The organism is Pseudomonas sp. LAMO17WK12:I1 (assembly GCF_900177315.1).
Lineage (GTDB): Bacteria > Pseudomonadota > Gammaproteobacteria > Pseudomonadales > Pseudomonadaceae > Aquipseudomonas > Aquipseudomonas marginalis.
This window is the reverse complement of the sequence record NZ_FWZV01000001.1, coordinates 337840-351273: the sequence shown is the minus strand read 5'-3', so window position 1 is coordinate 351273 and position 13434 is coordinate 337840. Positions and strand designations below refer to the sequence as shown.

The following is a 13434-nucleotide window of genomic DNA, read 5'->3' as shown; positions in this document are numbered from 1 at the left end:
CGGTCCTCGATTAGCGGTGCCAGTCAATGTAGACCAGGATCAGCCGTCACGGCCATGGGCGGCCGCAGCCAGTTCGCGGGTGTCGACGCGCACGAACAGCGAATCGCCGATGGCCGTGAGCACCTCGCCGGCGTACACCTCGCAGACCACGCGGCTTTTGCGACCCACGTCGCCCTCGACCCGCGCACGCAAGGTGAGCGGCACGCCCATGGGGGTCGGCTTGATGAATTTGATCGCCAGGTTGCCGGTGACGCAGTCGATGCGCGGCAGGCTGCCGGGTTCGCGCTGTTCGGCACGGTAGTGGTAGGCCATGGCGGTCCAGTTGGAATGGCAGTCCACCAGCATGGCGATCAGGCCGCCGTAGACCAGATCGGGCCAGCCGCTGTATTTTGCCTCGGGGCGATGTTCGGCGATGAGATGGACACCATCGGCATCCCAGCGGCTCTTGATATGCAAGCCATGGGGGTTACTGCCGCCGCAGCCGTAGCAGATGCCTTCCGGCGCGGTGATGTCCTGTAGAGAAGGGGTGGGCATGCAGCGTCCTTATTGTTGTGAGCGGCTAATCTGTTTAGCAGGACAGGCACCTGATGGGAATACATCCTTTTTTTGCGGAGCGTGGCATGAAGCGTCGAATTCTCCCGTTGGTCCTGGTCCTGGGTGCTATCGGCTGTGCCCAGGCGGCGGAGTACACCGACGTCAATCGCACCGCCAGCCAGATCAGTTTTACCTATAAGCAGTTGGGGCAGCGGGTGTATGGCACCTTCGGCGACTTCGAAGGCACGCTGAGCTTTGACACGCAAAAGCCCGAAAGCGGACATGCCTTGCTCAAGATCCAGCTGGCGAGTATCGATGCCGGCAGCCCCGATGCCAACGACGAGCTGCAACGGGCCTCGTGGTTCGATACCGCGACCTATCCGGTGGGCGTGTATGAGTCCACCGCTGTCAAGGCCCTGGGGGATAACCGCTTCAACATCAGCGGCAACCTGACGATCAAGGGCACCACGCGCCCGGTGGCGGTCAACGTGGTGCTCAAGGAGCTGGATGGCATTGGCGTGTTCGACGGTGAGTTCATCCTCAAGCGCGGCGACTTCAGGATCGGCGAAGGCGAATGGGCCGGCAACAGCGTGGTGTCCGACGACATCAACATCAAGTTCAAGATGGTCGCGCCCCAGCGTTAGCGCGCGAAGCGCTTGGCCCCGGCCACGCAGCCGATCACCGCGACCGTCACCAGCAGCATGCCCAGGCTGACCTGTTCATGCAGCAAGCCCGCTGCCAGCGCCAGGCCGAAGAACGGTTGCAGCAGTTGCAATTGGCCGACGGCGGCGATGCCGCCCTGGGCCAGGCCGCGATACCAGAACACAAAGCCGATCAGCATGCTGAACAGCGACACATAGCCCAGGCTCAGCCAGGCCGGCAGGCTGATGCCGCTGACGCTCGACGGCGCCAGCACCAGGCTCAACGGCACCACCACCGGCAACGACACCACCAGCGCCCAGCAGATCACCTGCCAGCCGCCCAGGCTGCGCGACAGTGTGGCGCCTTCGGCATACCCCAGGCCGCACACCAGCACCGCCAGCAGCATCAGTACGTCACCCGCCGGTGCGGCGCTCAAGCCCTGGGCGAAGGCGTATCCCATCACCAGCAGACTGCCGAGGATCGAAAACAGCCAGAACACCGGGCGTGGACGCTCGCCGCCACGCAGTACAGCAAACACGGCGGTCGCCAGCGGCAGCAGGCCGATGAAGACGATGGAGTGTGCGGAGGTCACGTATTGCAGGGCCAGCGCGGTGAGTAACGGAAAGCCGATCACCACGCCGAGGGCGACGATGGCCAGGGGCATCCATTGCTGGCGTGCGGGACGTTGCTCCTTGAACAGCCCCAGCAAGGCCAGCCCCAGCAGCGCGGCAATGGCGGCGCGGATCATGGTCAGGAACACCGGGTCGAATTCCATCACCGCCAGGCGCGTGGCCGGCAGCGAGCCGCTGAAGATCACCACGCCGATAAAACCGTTGATCCAGCCTTGGGTGCGGGTGTCGAGGTTGCTGAGGGGAGCTGTACGTTCCATAAGGGGTGTCCGAAAAGGAAGAGTTGCGTGGCAGGCATCCTAGGATTGAAGATAAAGACAATCAAAAAATTGTCATGGATACATCGCTTATGCCCCGTGCCCGCTACAAGTCGTTGGTCGACAGCTTCGCCGAGGCCATTCGCTCAGGCCGCATGCCCCCCGGCACGCGACTGCCGACGCACCGCCAACTGGCCGCCGAGCATGGCCTGGCGCTGGTCACCGCGAGCCGGGTGTACGCCGAGCTGGAGGCCATGGGCCTGGTCAGTGGCGAGACAGGCCGAGGCACGTTTGTGCGCGAGATCTCGCTGCCGCCGGGGCAGGGCAGCGGGCAGATGAGTGTGGCGGCGGGCATGCTCGATCTGAATTTCAACTACCCGTCCTTGCCGGGCCAGGCCGACTTGCTGCGCTCGGCCTTGCGCCAGTTGGCACTGTCCGGCGACCTCGACGCGCTGCTGCGTTACCAACCCCACGCCGGTCGCCTGCATGAGCGCGCGGCTGTCGCGCGGCACCTGTTGAGCCGAGGGCTGACGGTCGAGGCCGAACAGGTGCTGGTGGTCAGCGGCGCCCAGCACGGGTTGGCCGTGACCATGATGGCCTTGCTCAAGCCCGGTGATGTGATCGCCGTCGACGCCTTGACGTATTCGGGGTTCAAGGTGCTGGCCGAGACCCTGCACCTGGAAATTGTCGCCATTCCGGTCACCGCCGACGGCCCGGACCTGGACCACCTGCACAGCCTGTGTCGCAAGCGTCCGGTGCGTGCCGTGTACAGCATGCCGACCCTGCATAACCCGTTGGGCTGGGTGCTGAGCCTGGCGCAGCGCGAGCAGTTGGTGGCGATTGCCCGTGAGCACAACCTGATGATCATCGAGGACGCGGCCTACGCGTTCCTGGCCGAGGACGCGCCGCTGCCCGTGGCCAGATTGGCGCCGGAGCGCACGGTCTACGTGGGCGGGCTGTCGAAAAGTGTCGCGACCGGCCTGCGCGTGGGGTTTATCGCTGCCCCGTCGGGTTGGGTCAAAGCACTGGAGCGCACCATCATGGCCACCACCTGGAACGTCCCGGGGGTGATGAGTGCGATTGCGGTGGCCTGGCTCGAGGATGGCACGGTGGCGCAACTTGAAGCACAAAAGCGCCAGGATGCGCAGGCGCGGCAAGCCTTGGCCGCGCAGGTGCTCAAGGGGCTTGCCTACACCAGCCACCCGTCATCGTATTTCTTGTGGCTACCCCTGGCGGAAGAGGCCCGCGCCGATCAAGTCGCAATGACCTTGCAGCGCGACGGTATTTCCGTCTCCACCGCCGAGCCCTTCGCCGTTTCGGCCCACGTGCCCCATGCGTTGCGCCTGGCCTTGGGCTCGGTGGACATGCCGGCGCTGCGCGAGGCGTTGCTGAAGGTGCGCAAGGTGGTGCAGTGGTGAGCCCGATGGCCCACCGCTAGCCATCAGAATTTGAACGCCTGGCGCCCGATCAGCAGCCAGTGGCCTTTCTGTTTTTGCCAGATCTGGAAGTTCTCGATTTCGGTGGGCACTTCCTTGCCGCTGTTCACCGCCAGGGCGGAGAAGTGGTTGCGTACCAGGGCGGTATCGCCACTCAGGGTGATGGTCTGTTTCTGCATTTCCAGGGTCTTGAAGCCGCTGCGTCCGGTCTCGATGTCGGCGATGAATTCCTGCTTGTTCTGGATCTTGCCGCTGGAGTGGCCGTAGGTGAGGTTCTCGGCGGTCAGGCTCTGGAGCTGCTTGAGGTCTTTATGCAGCATGGCCTGGGTGAGGTGGTCGACCGCTTGGGCGACGTCTTTGTCGGCGGCAGGGGCGGCGGCCACATAGCCGCTGAACAGGCACAGAAAACCGATCAGCACTTTGACGTTTTGCATGGATGTTTCCTTATTGTTGTTGGGGGCGGATATGACTCGCTAAGTCATCGTACAACCATGCAATATTTTCCCCAGGGAAGGAAAGAAAAATTTGAAATATCTCGAAAGGATTGGTGTTTCAAGGGGTGTGGACATCTGGGTTTCTTATACGATGTCTCAACACCTCGTTTGGCTTAAACCTCGCTTCCGGTGCAAGTAGCACATCGCTATGCTACTGCCCGACCCCCAGATCTCCGGAGAGACAAAATGGATGTTGACTGGCACAGCGAACCCATCACCCGCGCCACTCCCGTGACCCCACACTATAAAAATACCCAGAACGTGCGCCGCTTCATGCTTGAACACTGTGGGCCGGGGTTCAAGTTCGACCGGCCTTTCATGGCGTGGATTCGCAACGCAACACCCAAGACGATGGGCGACGTGGTGGATGAGTGGCAGCGTCGCAACGAGGACTCCCGAGCATGACACCGGATGAAAAATATCAAGCCGTGCAAAAACGCCTCGGCTATCAATTGGATGAATTCAAAGTCGGCGGCAACTACACGCCGCTGGTGCGCGACGGTAACCAGCTGTACATCAGCGGGCAGATCCCTCGCGTCGGCGACACGATCATGCTGCCGGGTAAAGTCGGTGACACCCTGACCCTGGCCCAGGCCCAGATCGCCGCCGGCATCAGTGCATTGCGCTGCCTGGGCCTGCTCAAGCAGGCGCTCGGTTCGCTGGACCGGGTCAAGGCTATCCCGCGTATCACCGTGTATGTACGCAGCGCCGAGGACTTCGATCAGCAGAGTGAAGTGGCCAACAGCGCCTCGGACCTGTTGCACGAGATCCTCGGCGGTGCCGGGGTGCATTCGCGCACGTCGGTGGGGGTGATGCAACTGCCGAAGTCGGCGGCGGTGGAGATCGACATGGTCGCGGTCGCGCACGACTGATGGTCAGCCAAGGTCTGGTCGTCCTGCTCAACTATGGCCTGCACCTGGCGCCGGGCTTGCTGCTGTTTGGCCTGTGGTTCGGGTTGACGCCCACGTCGTTGCCGGCCATGCGCATCCTGATTCTGCTCGCGGCGTTCGTGCTGATGCGCGATGCGATGACGCCCCTGGGCATGTGGGCGCTCAGTGACGAGGTGCAAATCGCCTTCACCGCGAATGCCTTTGTCTTGGCGGCGCTGGGTGGCCTGTCGGTGCTGCTGGTCGTAGGGTTGGCCCGGGTGGCGCCGGAGTTGTGGCGTCTGGTGGTATGGACCAGGGGCCACCGCGCCCTGGGCCTGGCGGTGGGGCTTGCGGTCGGTTGCCTGATCGGTGTGCCGTTGCGGCTCTATCAAGGGATAGAGCCGCACGCGATCCCCGGCTACTGGGTATGGCTGCCGGGCATGGTGGTGTTGGCCTATGGCGCCAATGCGCTGGAGGAAGTGTTGTTTCGCGGGTTTTTGCAGGGCTACCTTGAACAGCAGGTGACACCGCTGCGAGCGGCGCTGATCAGTGGCGTGGCGTTTGCCGCCTGCCATGCCTTCCTGGCCTTGAGCGTGACTCAACTGGGCTGGCCGGTGTTGCTGTTTACCCTGATCGAAGGGCTGGCCTGCGCACTGGTGCGCATGCGTCATGGCGTGTTGGCGGCGACGGCCTGCCATGGCACGGCAATCCTGCTGATTGCCGTGCCCTATATGGCCTGACTTGAAATGCGGTTAGAACTGTGGGAGGGGGCTTGCTCCCGATTGCAGTGGGTCAGCCACCGATGCATCAACTGACACTCCCTCATCGGGGGCAAGCCCCCTCCCACATTTTTTACCGAGTACACCAGCCCAACTCCAGTTGGCTCCAAGGCCGAAAAAGCCAGAGTAAAAGCAGACCGAGATCTACCTGATATATGCAGTTCCAAATGTAAGAGGGGGCTTGCTCCCGATTGCAGTGGGTCAGCCACAGATGCATCAACTGACACTCCCTCATCGGGAGCAAGCCCCCTCCCACAGTGAATCAGTTAGTTTGTCGCCAGCGGCGGCGTGCGCGGCGGGATCAGGCGTTTGCTGCCGGTGGCTTCATACGCCGCCGCAAAGCGCAGCAATGCCGAATCATCGTAGGCGCGCCCGGCAAAGGTCAGCCCGACCGGCATGCCGATGTCCGCCATCACGCCCATGGGCACGGTAACGGTGGGCACGCCCAGGTGGCGGATGGCGAGGTTGCCGTTGGCCACCCATACACCATTGCTCCAGGCGATATCGGCACTGGCTTCGTTCACGTCGGCATCCGCCGGGCCCACATCGGCCACGGTCGGGAACAGCACAGCGTCGAGGCCGAGCTTATCCATCCAGTCTTCCAGGTCTATCCGCCGGGTTTGCTCCAGGCCGCGCAGGCCATCGGGCACGGTGCTGATCTCGTTCCACGGGGTGATGCCACGCTCGGCCATGCGCACGTACTCGTCCATGCCGGCGGCCAGGTCGTCTTCACGGTTGGGCAAGGTGCCGGGGTCGTGGGGGAAGATCTTCGGCCCGTCCACATCGGCCAGGCGGTTCAGGGCCGGGTCGTTGTTGGCGCGCAGGAAATCATCGAAGGCCCAGGCCGACAGTTCCCACAGTTCATCGTGCAGGAATTCCCTGGAGACCAGGCCACGGGTAAACACGGTCGGCGCACCGGGGCGGTCGCCTTCGCAGTTGGACACCAGTGGGAAGTCCACCTCGATGACTTCGGCACCGGCCGCTTCAAGGGCCTGGCGTGCGTCCTTCCATAAGTCGATCACGCTGGCGCGGGTGTTGATCTTCTGCCCGGTGGGGCCGCCGATGCCGGGCTTCTCGCTGGTGCCGGCCTCGGGGTCGGCGTTGATGTACATGCGCGGCACGCCGAAGCGTTTGCCGGCCAGGGATTCGGCTGTAGCCGCCAATTCGGGGTAAGACGCCGGGCGTACCGAGGCGACGCTGGGGATCGGCACCCACGGCTGCAGGCGCCACAGGTCGCCACGGGTGTGCGGGTCTTCAGCCACTACCACGTCGAGCACTTCCAGCAGGTCGGCCATGGTGCGGGCGTAGGGCACCACCACGTCCATGGTCGGGGTCAACGGCCAGTTGCCGCGCACCGAAATCACCCCACGGGACGGGGTGTAGGCGCACAGGCCATTGTTGGACGCCGGGCCACGCCCGCTGGACCAGGTTTCCTCCGCCAGGCCGAAGGCGGCGAAGCTGGCGGCGGTGGCGGTGCCGGCACCGTTGGATGAGCCGGAGGCAAACGGCGCGGTGAGGTAGTCGGCGTTGTACGGGCTTTCCGCGCGGCCATACACGCCGCGCTGCATGCCGCCATTGGCCATCGGCGGCATGTTGGTCTTGCCCAGGCAGATGGCGCCGCCGGCGCGCAGGCGCTCGATGGTGAACGCATCGCGCTGGGCGACCAGCTTGGCGAACGCCGGGCTGCCGGAGGCGGCGGTCAGCCCCTTGACCAGGTAGCTGTCCTTGGCGGTGTAGGGAATGCCATCCAGTGGCCCCAGGGTTTCACCCTTGGCCCGGCGTGCATCGGAGGCCTCGGCTTCCTTCAGGGCGTCGGGGTTGCGCACGACGACGGCGTTGAGTGCGGTAGCGGTCTGCGGACCGTCGTAGGCATCGATCCGCGCGAGGTAAGCCTGCACCAGTTCAACGGCCGTGGTCTGGCCGGATTCGAGCGCCGCGCGCAATTGGGCAATGGAGACTTCGGTAACTTGCATGACGTTTTCTTCGCCGCCTTAAGTTGAGGTATGGCGGCAGTCTACGTACAGATATTTCACAAAACCAGTGCGGCATTTTCCCCATGGGCGGCACGCATCACCTGCCAGGTGGCGTCGTCTGCGGGAATCAGATGCTCGATACGCAGGGAGGCGAGGGTGATGTCCTGGGGCATGCCGAAGGTGGTGAAGGTGGACAGAAAGCTCAGCTCGCCCTGGCTGGTGTGCACGCGGGTCAACACCAGCGGCGGCATTTCAGGCGGCGGCGTGGTGTGGGCGGGGGCGGGCAGGCTCGCCAGGAGAGCGGCCAGCGCAGGGTTGTCCAGCGCCTCGCGGCTTGCCCGTTGCCAGGCCAGGGTGCGGATTTCTTCGGCGTTGACCAGGTGGTCGCCCAGGCCGCCGGGTTGCAGCAGGGTGGTCAGCAGGTTCAGGCCTTCCAGCGGCGGTGTGACTCCCGCCAGTGCCAACAGCACGCCGGTACTCGCATTCGCCGCCAGCACTTCCCAGTGGCTGCCCAGCAGGATCGCCGGGGCCGGGTTGTTGGCGTGCAGGACATGGCTGACCGCCTCGCGAATTGCGGCCATGGCCGGTGACGCGAGCGGGGTAGCGGCGTAACGCGGGGCAAAACCGGCGGCGAGGAACACGCGGTTGCACTGCTCCAGGGGTGTTTCCAGGGCGCTGAGCAGGTTGTGCAGGGTGCCTGGGCTCGGCTTGGCACGGCCGGTTTCGAGGCAACTGAGATGGCGCTGGGAAATGCCGGTGATCAAGGCCAGGTCGAGCTGGCTCAATTTGGCGTGTCGACGCAGTTGGCGCAAGTGTTCGCCGGCAGTAGCGGGGTTATCCATGGCGTGACTATGACCTCCGAGGTCATTGCGAGGAGGGCAACCTTATCACTAGGGTGAGCTTCGATCACGTCAAGGAGCCGACCATGCACAAACCTTACCTGGCCCTCGCCGCTCTGCTGGGCTTTTCGCTGTACACCCTGTTCACGCTGCTCACGGCCGAGCAATCGTTGCTGGCCTTCGGGCGTGAGTTGATATCGCGCCCGGACACCGCGCAGGTCGTCATCGACCTGTACCTGATGGCCGTGCTGGCCTGTGTGTGGATGTACCAGGATGCACGGGCGCGGGGGCGGTCGCTGGCGTCGGTGCTGCCGTATTTCTTGCTGACGGCGGTGTTCGTGTCGGTGGGGCCGTTGCTCTACATCGTGCTGAAGGGATTTCGGGATGAATGAGCTGTTGCACATCTACGCCCTGTGCGTGCTGTTGCTGTGCCTGAAGATGTTCGGCATTTCCTGCTATCAGGGATTTTTCCGGCTTCGCGGGCTGGCGTTCACCAACCGCGAAGATGCGGCGGTCTTCAAGTGTGCTGCACATCCCGTGGAGTTACCCCAGGTGAGTCGGGCGGCCAGGGCCTGGGCCAATGACCTGGAGAATATCCCGCTGTTCTTCGTGCTCGGTGGGTTGTGTGTGGCGCTGGGCACTGCCGGTGCGCCCACTGCCTGGTTGTTCATTGGTTTCACCCTGGCGCGGATGGCCCATACGCTGATGTATCTGGCGGGATGGCAGCCGTGGCGCACGCTGGCGTATGGGCTGGGGGTGACTTGCCTGTTCGGGCTGGGTGCAATGGTGCTTTACGCATTGCGATGAACCGCAGCGACACCCCCGGTTTTTGTGGCAAGCCTTAACGTCGTTCAGTTAAACGAAGGTGATTCACTGACTGGCATTAGGACAACCGTTTATGGGTTGAGGAATGCCTGGTAGTTGTCCTTGGTGATCTGCTGGTAAGGAATGGTCAGCTCGGCGTCATACGGCTGTTTCTTGACCATCTTCACCGCCAGGTCAATGGAGCCCACGGCCTGCCCTTTGTTGTCCTGATACGCTGTCACCAGCAACTGGCCTTTCTTCACCGCATCCAGCCCGGCCGCACCGCCATCGCTGCCGGCCACCAGAATATCCTTGCCCGGTTGCATGCCGGCCTGGCTGATCGCCATGGCCGCGCCAATCGCCATTTCATCGGCATTCGCCGCCACGGCGTCGATTTTGCGCCCGGACACGATCCAGTTGTTCATCAGGTCAATCGCCTTGCTGCGCTGCCATTCGGCACTCTGCTCCTCGACGATCTTGATACCCGGATAGTCCTTGAGCACGTTCTTGACCCCCTGCGTGCGGTTGTGGGTGGCGTTGTTGGACAGCAGCCCGAGCATGATCGCCAGGTTGCCCTTGCCCCCCATTTTCTCGGCCAGGTAGCGCATCTGGATTTCACCGGCCTTGATCTCATCCGAGCCGACATAGCCAACCCCCGGCGGTACTTCCTTGAACTCGGGGCGGCGGTTGACGTACACCAGCGGGATCCTGGCCTGTTGGGCATTGACCGTCATTTTCTGGGTGGCGGCGGTGTCTACGGCGTTGACGATGATCGCGTCCATGCCCTGGGCGGTGAAGTTCTGCACCTGGTTAAGCTGGCGCACCACGTCGCCCTGGGCGTCTTCGAATTGCAGGGTCACGCCGGGCAGTTCCTTGGCGTGGGCGACCATGTAGTCACGCATTTGCGCAAGAAACACGTCGTCGACCTGGGCGATGCTCACGCCGATCCGTATATCGGCCAGCGCCCAGGGGGTGATGGCGAGGGTCAAGAGTGCCGCAAGGAGTTGCTTCTTCATGGTTGTGCTCCGTTGTTTTTGTTGTTGTTAAAGCATCACGCCTGGCGCTTGGCCCGCAGTTGCGTCACGGCCGCAGCGAAGTCCTCATACGCCCAGCGCTCGTCGAGGGCTTGCAGCATGAGTTGTTGCCCGGTTTGCGGGGCCAGGCCCTGCAAGGGTGGGTCGGTGTCGAGGTTGGTGGGGAAGGCATAGCCGTCGGCGGTGCAGGCCACCACCGCTGCAATCGCCTGGGCGTCCAGGGCCGTGTTGGCCAGCAGGGCCGGGTACACCGCCAGCATCATGCGGTCGCGGTCGAGGGCTTCCATGGGCTTGCCGAAGGCCGAGGAGATTTGCAGCAGGTTGGCCATGCGCTGGTGGCCGGTCGTGCGGTTGGTGCCGGCGGCGTGGAACAGCGCCGGGTTGAAAAACAGCAGGTCGCCCTTGTCCAGCGCCAGTTGCACGGCGTGCTGCTGGAAGTGCTCGATAAATTCGGGGCGCCGCCAGGCCAGATAACCCAGGGCGTATTGTTGGGAAAACGGCAGCAACTGGGTGGGGCCGCTTTCCAGCGGCATCGCCGAGTGGGCCACGGCGCCCTGCAACGTCAGGTACTGGGACAGCACATGCAAGGGCAGGGGAAAGCGCTCCACCACCTCGGTGGTCTGGAAGCCCAGGTGATAGTCGCGGTGTGGCTGTTGCGCCTGGCCGCCGGGGTACACCACGTTCACTTGCGCCGTCACCTGATAGCTCGGGCCCAGCCACGCCTCGGCGATCAGCCCCAGCAGCGGGTTGGCGTAATACTCCACAAAGGATTGCGGCGACTGCAGCGCCGCCTTCTGCAATGAATTCCAGATACGCCCGTTACTGCCGGCCTTGGCAAAATGGTCGGCGGCCACGCCTTGGGCGGCCTCCTGGGCGAAGATCGCCTCGAACACCTGGCTGTGGCGATCCACCACTTCCAGGTCCTCATAGGCGCGGCGCACCACCATCACGCCCGGTCCATCGCGAAACAAGCGGTGCAGCTCATTCATCACCGTGTGGCGGTCGCTGTTGCGCAAGGTGCGGGCCTGATAGACCGGCACGTTGCCGAGCACTTCCGCAGCCAGGGGATAGTCCTCGGCACGCGCCTGTTGCGCGCAAATCCGCTTGAAATCCTCAATGCGTACATCCTGCGCTGTCGCAAATGCCGACATTACTCACCTCCCAGGCTCAGGGCCTTGAAGGGCTGCGGGCTGCCGCTGTCGGTGCAGCCGACCACGCCTTGCTCCAGGTCGATCACCGCGCCGGTCATCATCCCCGACTCGCGCGACAGCAGGAACGCCACGCTTTGCGCCACCTCTTCGGGCTTGAGCAGGCGACCGAACGGCTGCGCGCGTTCAGCCTCAGCCAGCCAACCGTCCTGGGCGCCGTGGTACTGACGCTGGATCTGATCCTCATGGGGCGTGTCCATCCAGCCGATGTTCAGGCCGTTGACGCGGATCCGGTTGCGCAGCGCACTGAACGCCACGTTCCTGGTCAGGATCGCCAGCGCACCTTTGGACGCCGCATACGCGCAAAGGAACGATTGCCCGCCATGCCCGGTGATGCTCTGGATATTCACCACGGCGCCTTCCACGCCCTGGCTGATCATCAATTTCAACGCGTCCTGCATCAGGAAAAACGGCGCCCGCACATTCACCGCCATCAGCCGATCGAACAGCTCCGGCGAGGTGTCGACAATGGTGCCGCGGTCCGACATCCCGGCGCAGTTCACCAGGCCATGCAAGGTGCCGAAGTGGGTGCGCGCGGCCTCAATGATCGCGCGGCAATCCTCGACCTGTTCAAGGTCGGCCTCGACAAAAAACGCCTGGCAATCCAGCTGCGCCAACTGCCGCACCTGTTCTTCGCCCTGGGCGCGGCGCCGCCCGCAAATGATCAGCCCGGCGGCGCCGCGTCGCGCCAGGGTGTGGGCCACGGCGGCGCCCAGGCCCTGGGTGCTGCCGGTGACGACAAAATATTGGCCGTTGAAGGTACTGGCGAGGTCGGCTCTAGGCATGGGGTTCTCCTGGATTGTTGTTGTTTTGATTGCCCGGCTCGACGCCGGACAAAACTGAGACTAGCATTGCAAAACCTCAGTAATACCTAAAAAAGACCTCATAAACACCTCAGGCGAAACCCATGCTCGAACGCGCCAAACACTTCTCCATCAAGCAGCTCGCGACCCAGGCGGGCGTGAGCAAGGCCACGGTCGACCGCGTGCTGCACCAGCGCGGCAGCGTGCACGCCCAGACTCGCCGACGTATCGAGCAGGCGCTGGATGAACTGGAATCCCAGGAGAAAAACGGCCTGGCGGTAGGGCGCACCTTCCATGTCGACGTGATCATGCACACCCCTCAGCGTTTCAGCGCCGCAGTGCAGGCGGCGATCACCGCGCAACTGGCCAGCCTGGCGCCGTTTCGCATCGCCCCGCGTTTTCACCTGTTCGAAGAAATCGAACCCCAGGCCATGCACGATCAGTTGCTGCGCTGCCTCGACACCGGCAGCCAGGGCGTGGTGCTCAAGGCCGCCGACGAACCGGCGGTGAACCAGGCCGTCAAGCACCTGATCGCGGCGGGCATCCCGGTGGTGACCTTGGTGACGGACCTGCCGCAAAGCGAACGCATCGGCTACGTCGGCATGGACAACCGCACCGCCGGCCAGACCGCCGCCTACCTGATGTCGCGCTGGCTGCCGGCGTTGCCCCAGGACGTGGCGGTGGTGATCGGCAGCGAGTTGTTCCGGGGCGAGGAGGAGCGCGAGATGGGCTTTCGCGCCTGGCTGCGCGGGCGAGCCCCTCACCTGCGGGTGCTGGACGTCAGCGGCGGCTATGGCGTGTACCCGCGCACCTTCGAGCGGGTCACCCAGGCGCTGCAACAGCATCCCGGCCTCAAGGCGGTGTACAGCGTCGGCGGCGGCAACCGTGCGATTGTCGACGCCTTCGCCGCCCTGGGTCGCCCGCTGGAAGTGTTTATCGGCCATGACCTCGACGAAGAAAACCGCCAACTGCTGCTGGACGAAAAAATCGCCGCGATCATCGACCACAACCTGCAGATCGATGCCCGCCACGTGTTCCTGCACATCCTGCACTACCACCGGTTGTGGAAGGCCGGGCCGATTGCGCCGTCACAGGTGCAGATCGTCACCCCGTTCAACCTGCCGGACTGAGTA

General features: G+C 63.8%; 16 protein-coding genes. 8 read left to right on the top strand and 8 right to left on the bottom strand.

Annotated elements, in window-relative coordinates; genetic code table 11:
* Window positions 1–39: 39 nt before the first annotated feature.
* A complete protein-coding gene (locus B9N88_RS01620) occupies window positions 40–534 on the bottom strand; it encodes a PaaI family thioesterase (protein ID WP_027608523.1) in 495 nt (164 codons plus the stop codon).
* Window positions 535–620: 86 nt separating this feature from the next.
* On the opposite strand from B9N88_RS01620, the gene B9N88_RS01615 reads away from it, so the two are divergent.
* A complete protein-coding gene (locus B9N88_RS01615; RefSeq protein ID WP_027608522.1) occupies window positions 621–1178 on the top strand; it encodes a YceI family protein in 558 nt (185 codons plus the stop codon).
* On the opposite strand, the gene B9N88_RS01610 is transcribed toward B9N88_RS01615, so the two are convergent.
* A complete protein-coding gene (locus B9N88_RS01610) occupies window positions 1175–2065 on the bottom strand; it encodes a DMT family transporter (protein WP_027608521.1) in 891 nt (296 codons plus the stop codon). The genes B9N88_RS01615 and B9N88_RS01610 overlap by 4 nt on opposite strands.
* A gap of 89 nt (window positions 2066–2154) precedes the next feature.
* On the opposite strand from B9N88_RS01610, the gene B9N88_RS01605 reads away from it, so the two are divergent.
* On the top strand, window positions 2155–3480 hold the full coding sequence (locus B9N88_RS01605) for an aminotransferase-like domain-containing protein (protein WP_027608520.1): 1326 nt from the start codon (window positions 2155–2157) through the stop codon (window positions 3478–3480).
* A gap of 23 nt (window positions 3481–3503) precedes the next feature.
* Here B9N88_RS01605 and B9N88_RS01600 read toward each other — a convergent pair whose 3' ends face one another.
* Window positions 3504–3932: a nuclear transport factor 2 family protein gene (locus tag B9N88_RS01600; protein ID WP_024075865.1), complete on the bottom strand. Its 429-nt coding sequence runs from the start codon at window positions 3930–3932 to the stop codon at window positions 3504–3506.
* Between the two features lie 246 nt (window positions 3933–4178).
* Between B9N88_RS01600 and B9N88_RS01595 the strand changes: the two genes are divergently transcribed.
* The 3 genes from B9N88_RS01595 to B9N88_RS01585 are packed head-to-tail and all read left to right on the top strand — an operon-like array spanning window position 4179 to window position 5601.
* Window positions 4179–4397, top strand: a complete 219-nt coding sequence (locus B9N88_RS01595) for a DUF6434 domain-containing protein (protein WP_027608519.1) — start codon at window positions 4179–4181, stop codon at window positions 4395–4397.
* Window positions 4394–4864 carry a RidA family protein gene (locus B9N88_RS01590; protein ID WP_027608518.1) on the top strand — a complete coding sequence of 157 codons (471 nt, stop codon included), beginning with the start codon at window positions 4394–4396 and terminating at the stop codon, window positions 4862–4864. Before B9N88_RS01595 ends, B9N88_RS01590 begins: the two co-directional genes overlap by 4 nt.
* On the top strand, window positions 4864–5601 hold the full coding sequence (locus B9N88_RS01585; protein WP_027608517.1) for a CPBP family intramembrane glutamic endopeptidase: 738 nt from the start codon (window positions 4864–4866) through the stop codon (window positions 5599–5601). Before B9N88_RS01590 ends, B9N88_RS01585 begins: the two co-directional genes overlap by 1 nt.
* Window positions 5602–5906: 305 nt before the next feature.
* Here B9N88_RS01585 and B9N88_RS01580 read toward each other — a convergent pair whose 3' ends face one another.
* Both B9N88_RS01580 and B9N88_RS01575 read right to left on the bottom strand, forming a co-directional pair.
* Window positions 5907–7613: an amidase gene (locus tag B9N88_RS01580; protein WP_027608516.1), complete on the bottom strand. Its 1707-nt coding sequence runs from the start codon at window positions 7611–7613 to the stop codon at window positions 5907–5909.
* Window positions 7614–7669: 56 nt separating this feature from the next.
* Entirely contained in the window at window positions 7670–8455 is a 786-nt protein-coding gene (locus B9N88_RS01575; RefSeq protein WP_027608515.1) for a helix-turn-helix domain-containing protein, read from the bottom strand.
* Window positions 8456–8538: 83 nt separating this feature from the next.
* Here B9N88_RS01575 and B9N88_RS01570 point away from each other — a divergent pair, with 83 nt between their 5' ends.
* Both B9N88_RS01570 and B9N88_RS01565 read left to right on the top strand, forming a co-directional pair.
* Window positions 8539–8844, top strand: coding sequence for a DUF2834 domain-containing protein (locus tag B9N88_RS01570; protein ID WP_027608514.1), 306 nt, complete (start codon window positions 8539–8541; stop codon window positions 8842–8844).
* Window positions 8837–9259, top strand: a complete 423-nt coding sequence (locus B9N88_RS01565) for an MAPEG family protein (RefSeq protein ID WP_027608513.1) — start codon at window positions 8837–8839, stop codon at window positions 9257–9259. Before B9N88_RS01570 ends, B9N88_RS01565 begins: the two co-directional genes overlap by 8 nt.
* Before the next feature lie 89 nt (window positions 9260–9348).
* Here B9N88_RS01565 and B9N88_RS01560 read toward each other — a convergent pair whose 3' ends face one another.
* From B9N88_RS01560 to B9N88_RS01550, 3 genes are read right to left on the bottom strand one after another with little or no spacing between them, the layout of a single operon-like run.
* Entirely contained in the window at window positions 9349–10272 is a 924-nt protein-coding gene (locus B9N88_RS01560; RefSeq protein WP_027608512.1) for a sugar ABC transporter substrate-binding protein, read from the bottom strand.
* A 35-nt stretch (window positions 10273–10307) separates the two neighbouring features.
* Window positions 10308–11441, bottom strand: coding sequence for a phytanoyl-CoA dioxygenase family protein (locus B9N88_RS01555; RefSeq protein ID WP_027608511.1), 1134 nt, complete (start codon window positions 11439–11441; stop codon window positions 10308–10310).
* On the bottom strand, window positions 11441–12283 hold the full coding sequence (locus tag B9N88_RS01550; protein ID WP_027608510.1) for an SDR family oxidoreductase: 843 nt from the start codon (window positions 12281–12283) through the stop codon (window positions 11441–11443). Before B9N88_RS01550 ends, B9N88_RS01555 begins: the two co-directional genes overlap by 1 nt.
* Before the next feature lie 122 nt (window positions 12284–12405).
* On the opposite strand from B9N88_RS01550, the gene B9N88_RS01545 reads away from it, so the two are divergent.
* Window positions 12406–13431, top strand: coding sequence for a LacI family DNA-binding transcriptional regulator (locus B9N88_RS01545; protein ID WP_027608509.1), 1026 nt, complete (start codon window positions 12406–12408; stop codon window positions 13429–13431).
* Window positions 13432–13434: the final 3 nt, after the last annotated feature.

Coding starts and splice junctions, on each gene's coding strand:
- B9N88_RS01585 (WP_027608517.1), top strand. CDS start 4,864: ATGGTCAGCCAAGGTCTGGTCGTCCTGCTCAACTATGGCCTGCACCTG.
- B9N88_RS01620 (WP_027608523.1), bottom strand. CDS start 534: ATGCCCACCCCTTCTCTACAGGACATCACCGCGCCGGAAGGCATCTGC.
- B9N88_RS01605 (WP_027608520.1), top strand. CDS start 2,155: ATGCCCCGTGCCCGCTACAAGTCGTTGGTCGACAGCTTCGCCGAGGCC.
- B9N88_RS01615 (WP_027608522.1), top strand. CDS start 621: ATGAAGCGTCGAATTCTCCCGTTGGTCCTGGTCCTGGGTGCTATCGGC.
- B9N88_RS01580 (WP_027608516.1), bottom strand. CDS start 7,613: ATGCAAGTTACCGAAGTCTCCATTGCCCAATTGCGCGCGGCGCTCGAA.
- B9N88_RS01595 (WP_027608519.1), top strand. CDS start 4,179: ATGGATGTTGACTGGCACAGCGAACCCATCACCCGCGCCACTCCCGTG.
- B9N88_RS01545 (WP_027608509.1), top strand. CDS start 12,406: ATGCTCGAACGCGCCAAACACTTCTCCATCAAGCAGCTCGCGACCCAG.
- B9N88_RS01590 (WP_027608518.1), top strand. CDS start 4,394: ATGACACCGGATGAAAAATATCAAGCCGTGCAAAAACGCCTCGGCTAT.
- B9N88_RS01610 (WP_027608521.1), bottom strand. CDS start 2,065: ATGGAACGTACAGCTCCCCTCAGCAACCTCGACACCCGCACCCAAGGC.
- B9N88_RS01555 (WP_027608511.1), bottom strand. CDS start 11,441: ATGTCGGCATTTGCGACAGCGCAGGATGTACGCATTGAGGATTTCAAG.
- B9N88_RS01600 (WP_024075865.1), bottom strand. CDS start 3,932: ATGCAAAACGTCAAAGTGCTGATCGGTTTTCTGTGCCTGTTCAGCGGC.
- B9N88_RS01565 (WP_027608513.1), top strand. CDS start 8,837: ATGAATGAGCTGTTGCACATCTACGCCCTGTGCGTGCTGTTGCTGTGC.
- B9N88_RS01560 (WP_027608512.1), bottom strand. CDS start 10,272: ATGAAGAAGCAACTCCTTGCGGCACTCTTGACCCTCGCCATCACCCCC.
- B9N88_RS01575 (WP_027608515.1), bottom strand. CDS start 8,455: ATGGATAACCCCGCTACTGCCGGCGAACACTTGCGCCAACTGCGTCGA.
- B9N88_RS01570 (WP_027608514.1), top strand. CDS start 8,539: ATGCACAAACCTTACCTGGCCCTCGCCGCTCTGCTGGGCTTTTCGCTG.
- B9N88_RS01550 (WP_027608510.1), bottom strand. CDS start 12,283: ATGCCTAGAGCCGACCTCGCCAGTACCTTCAACGGCCAATATTTTGTC.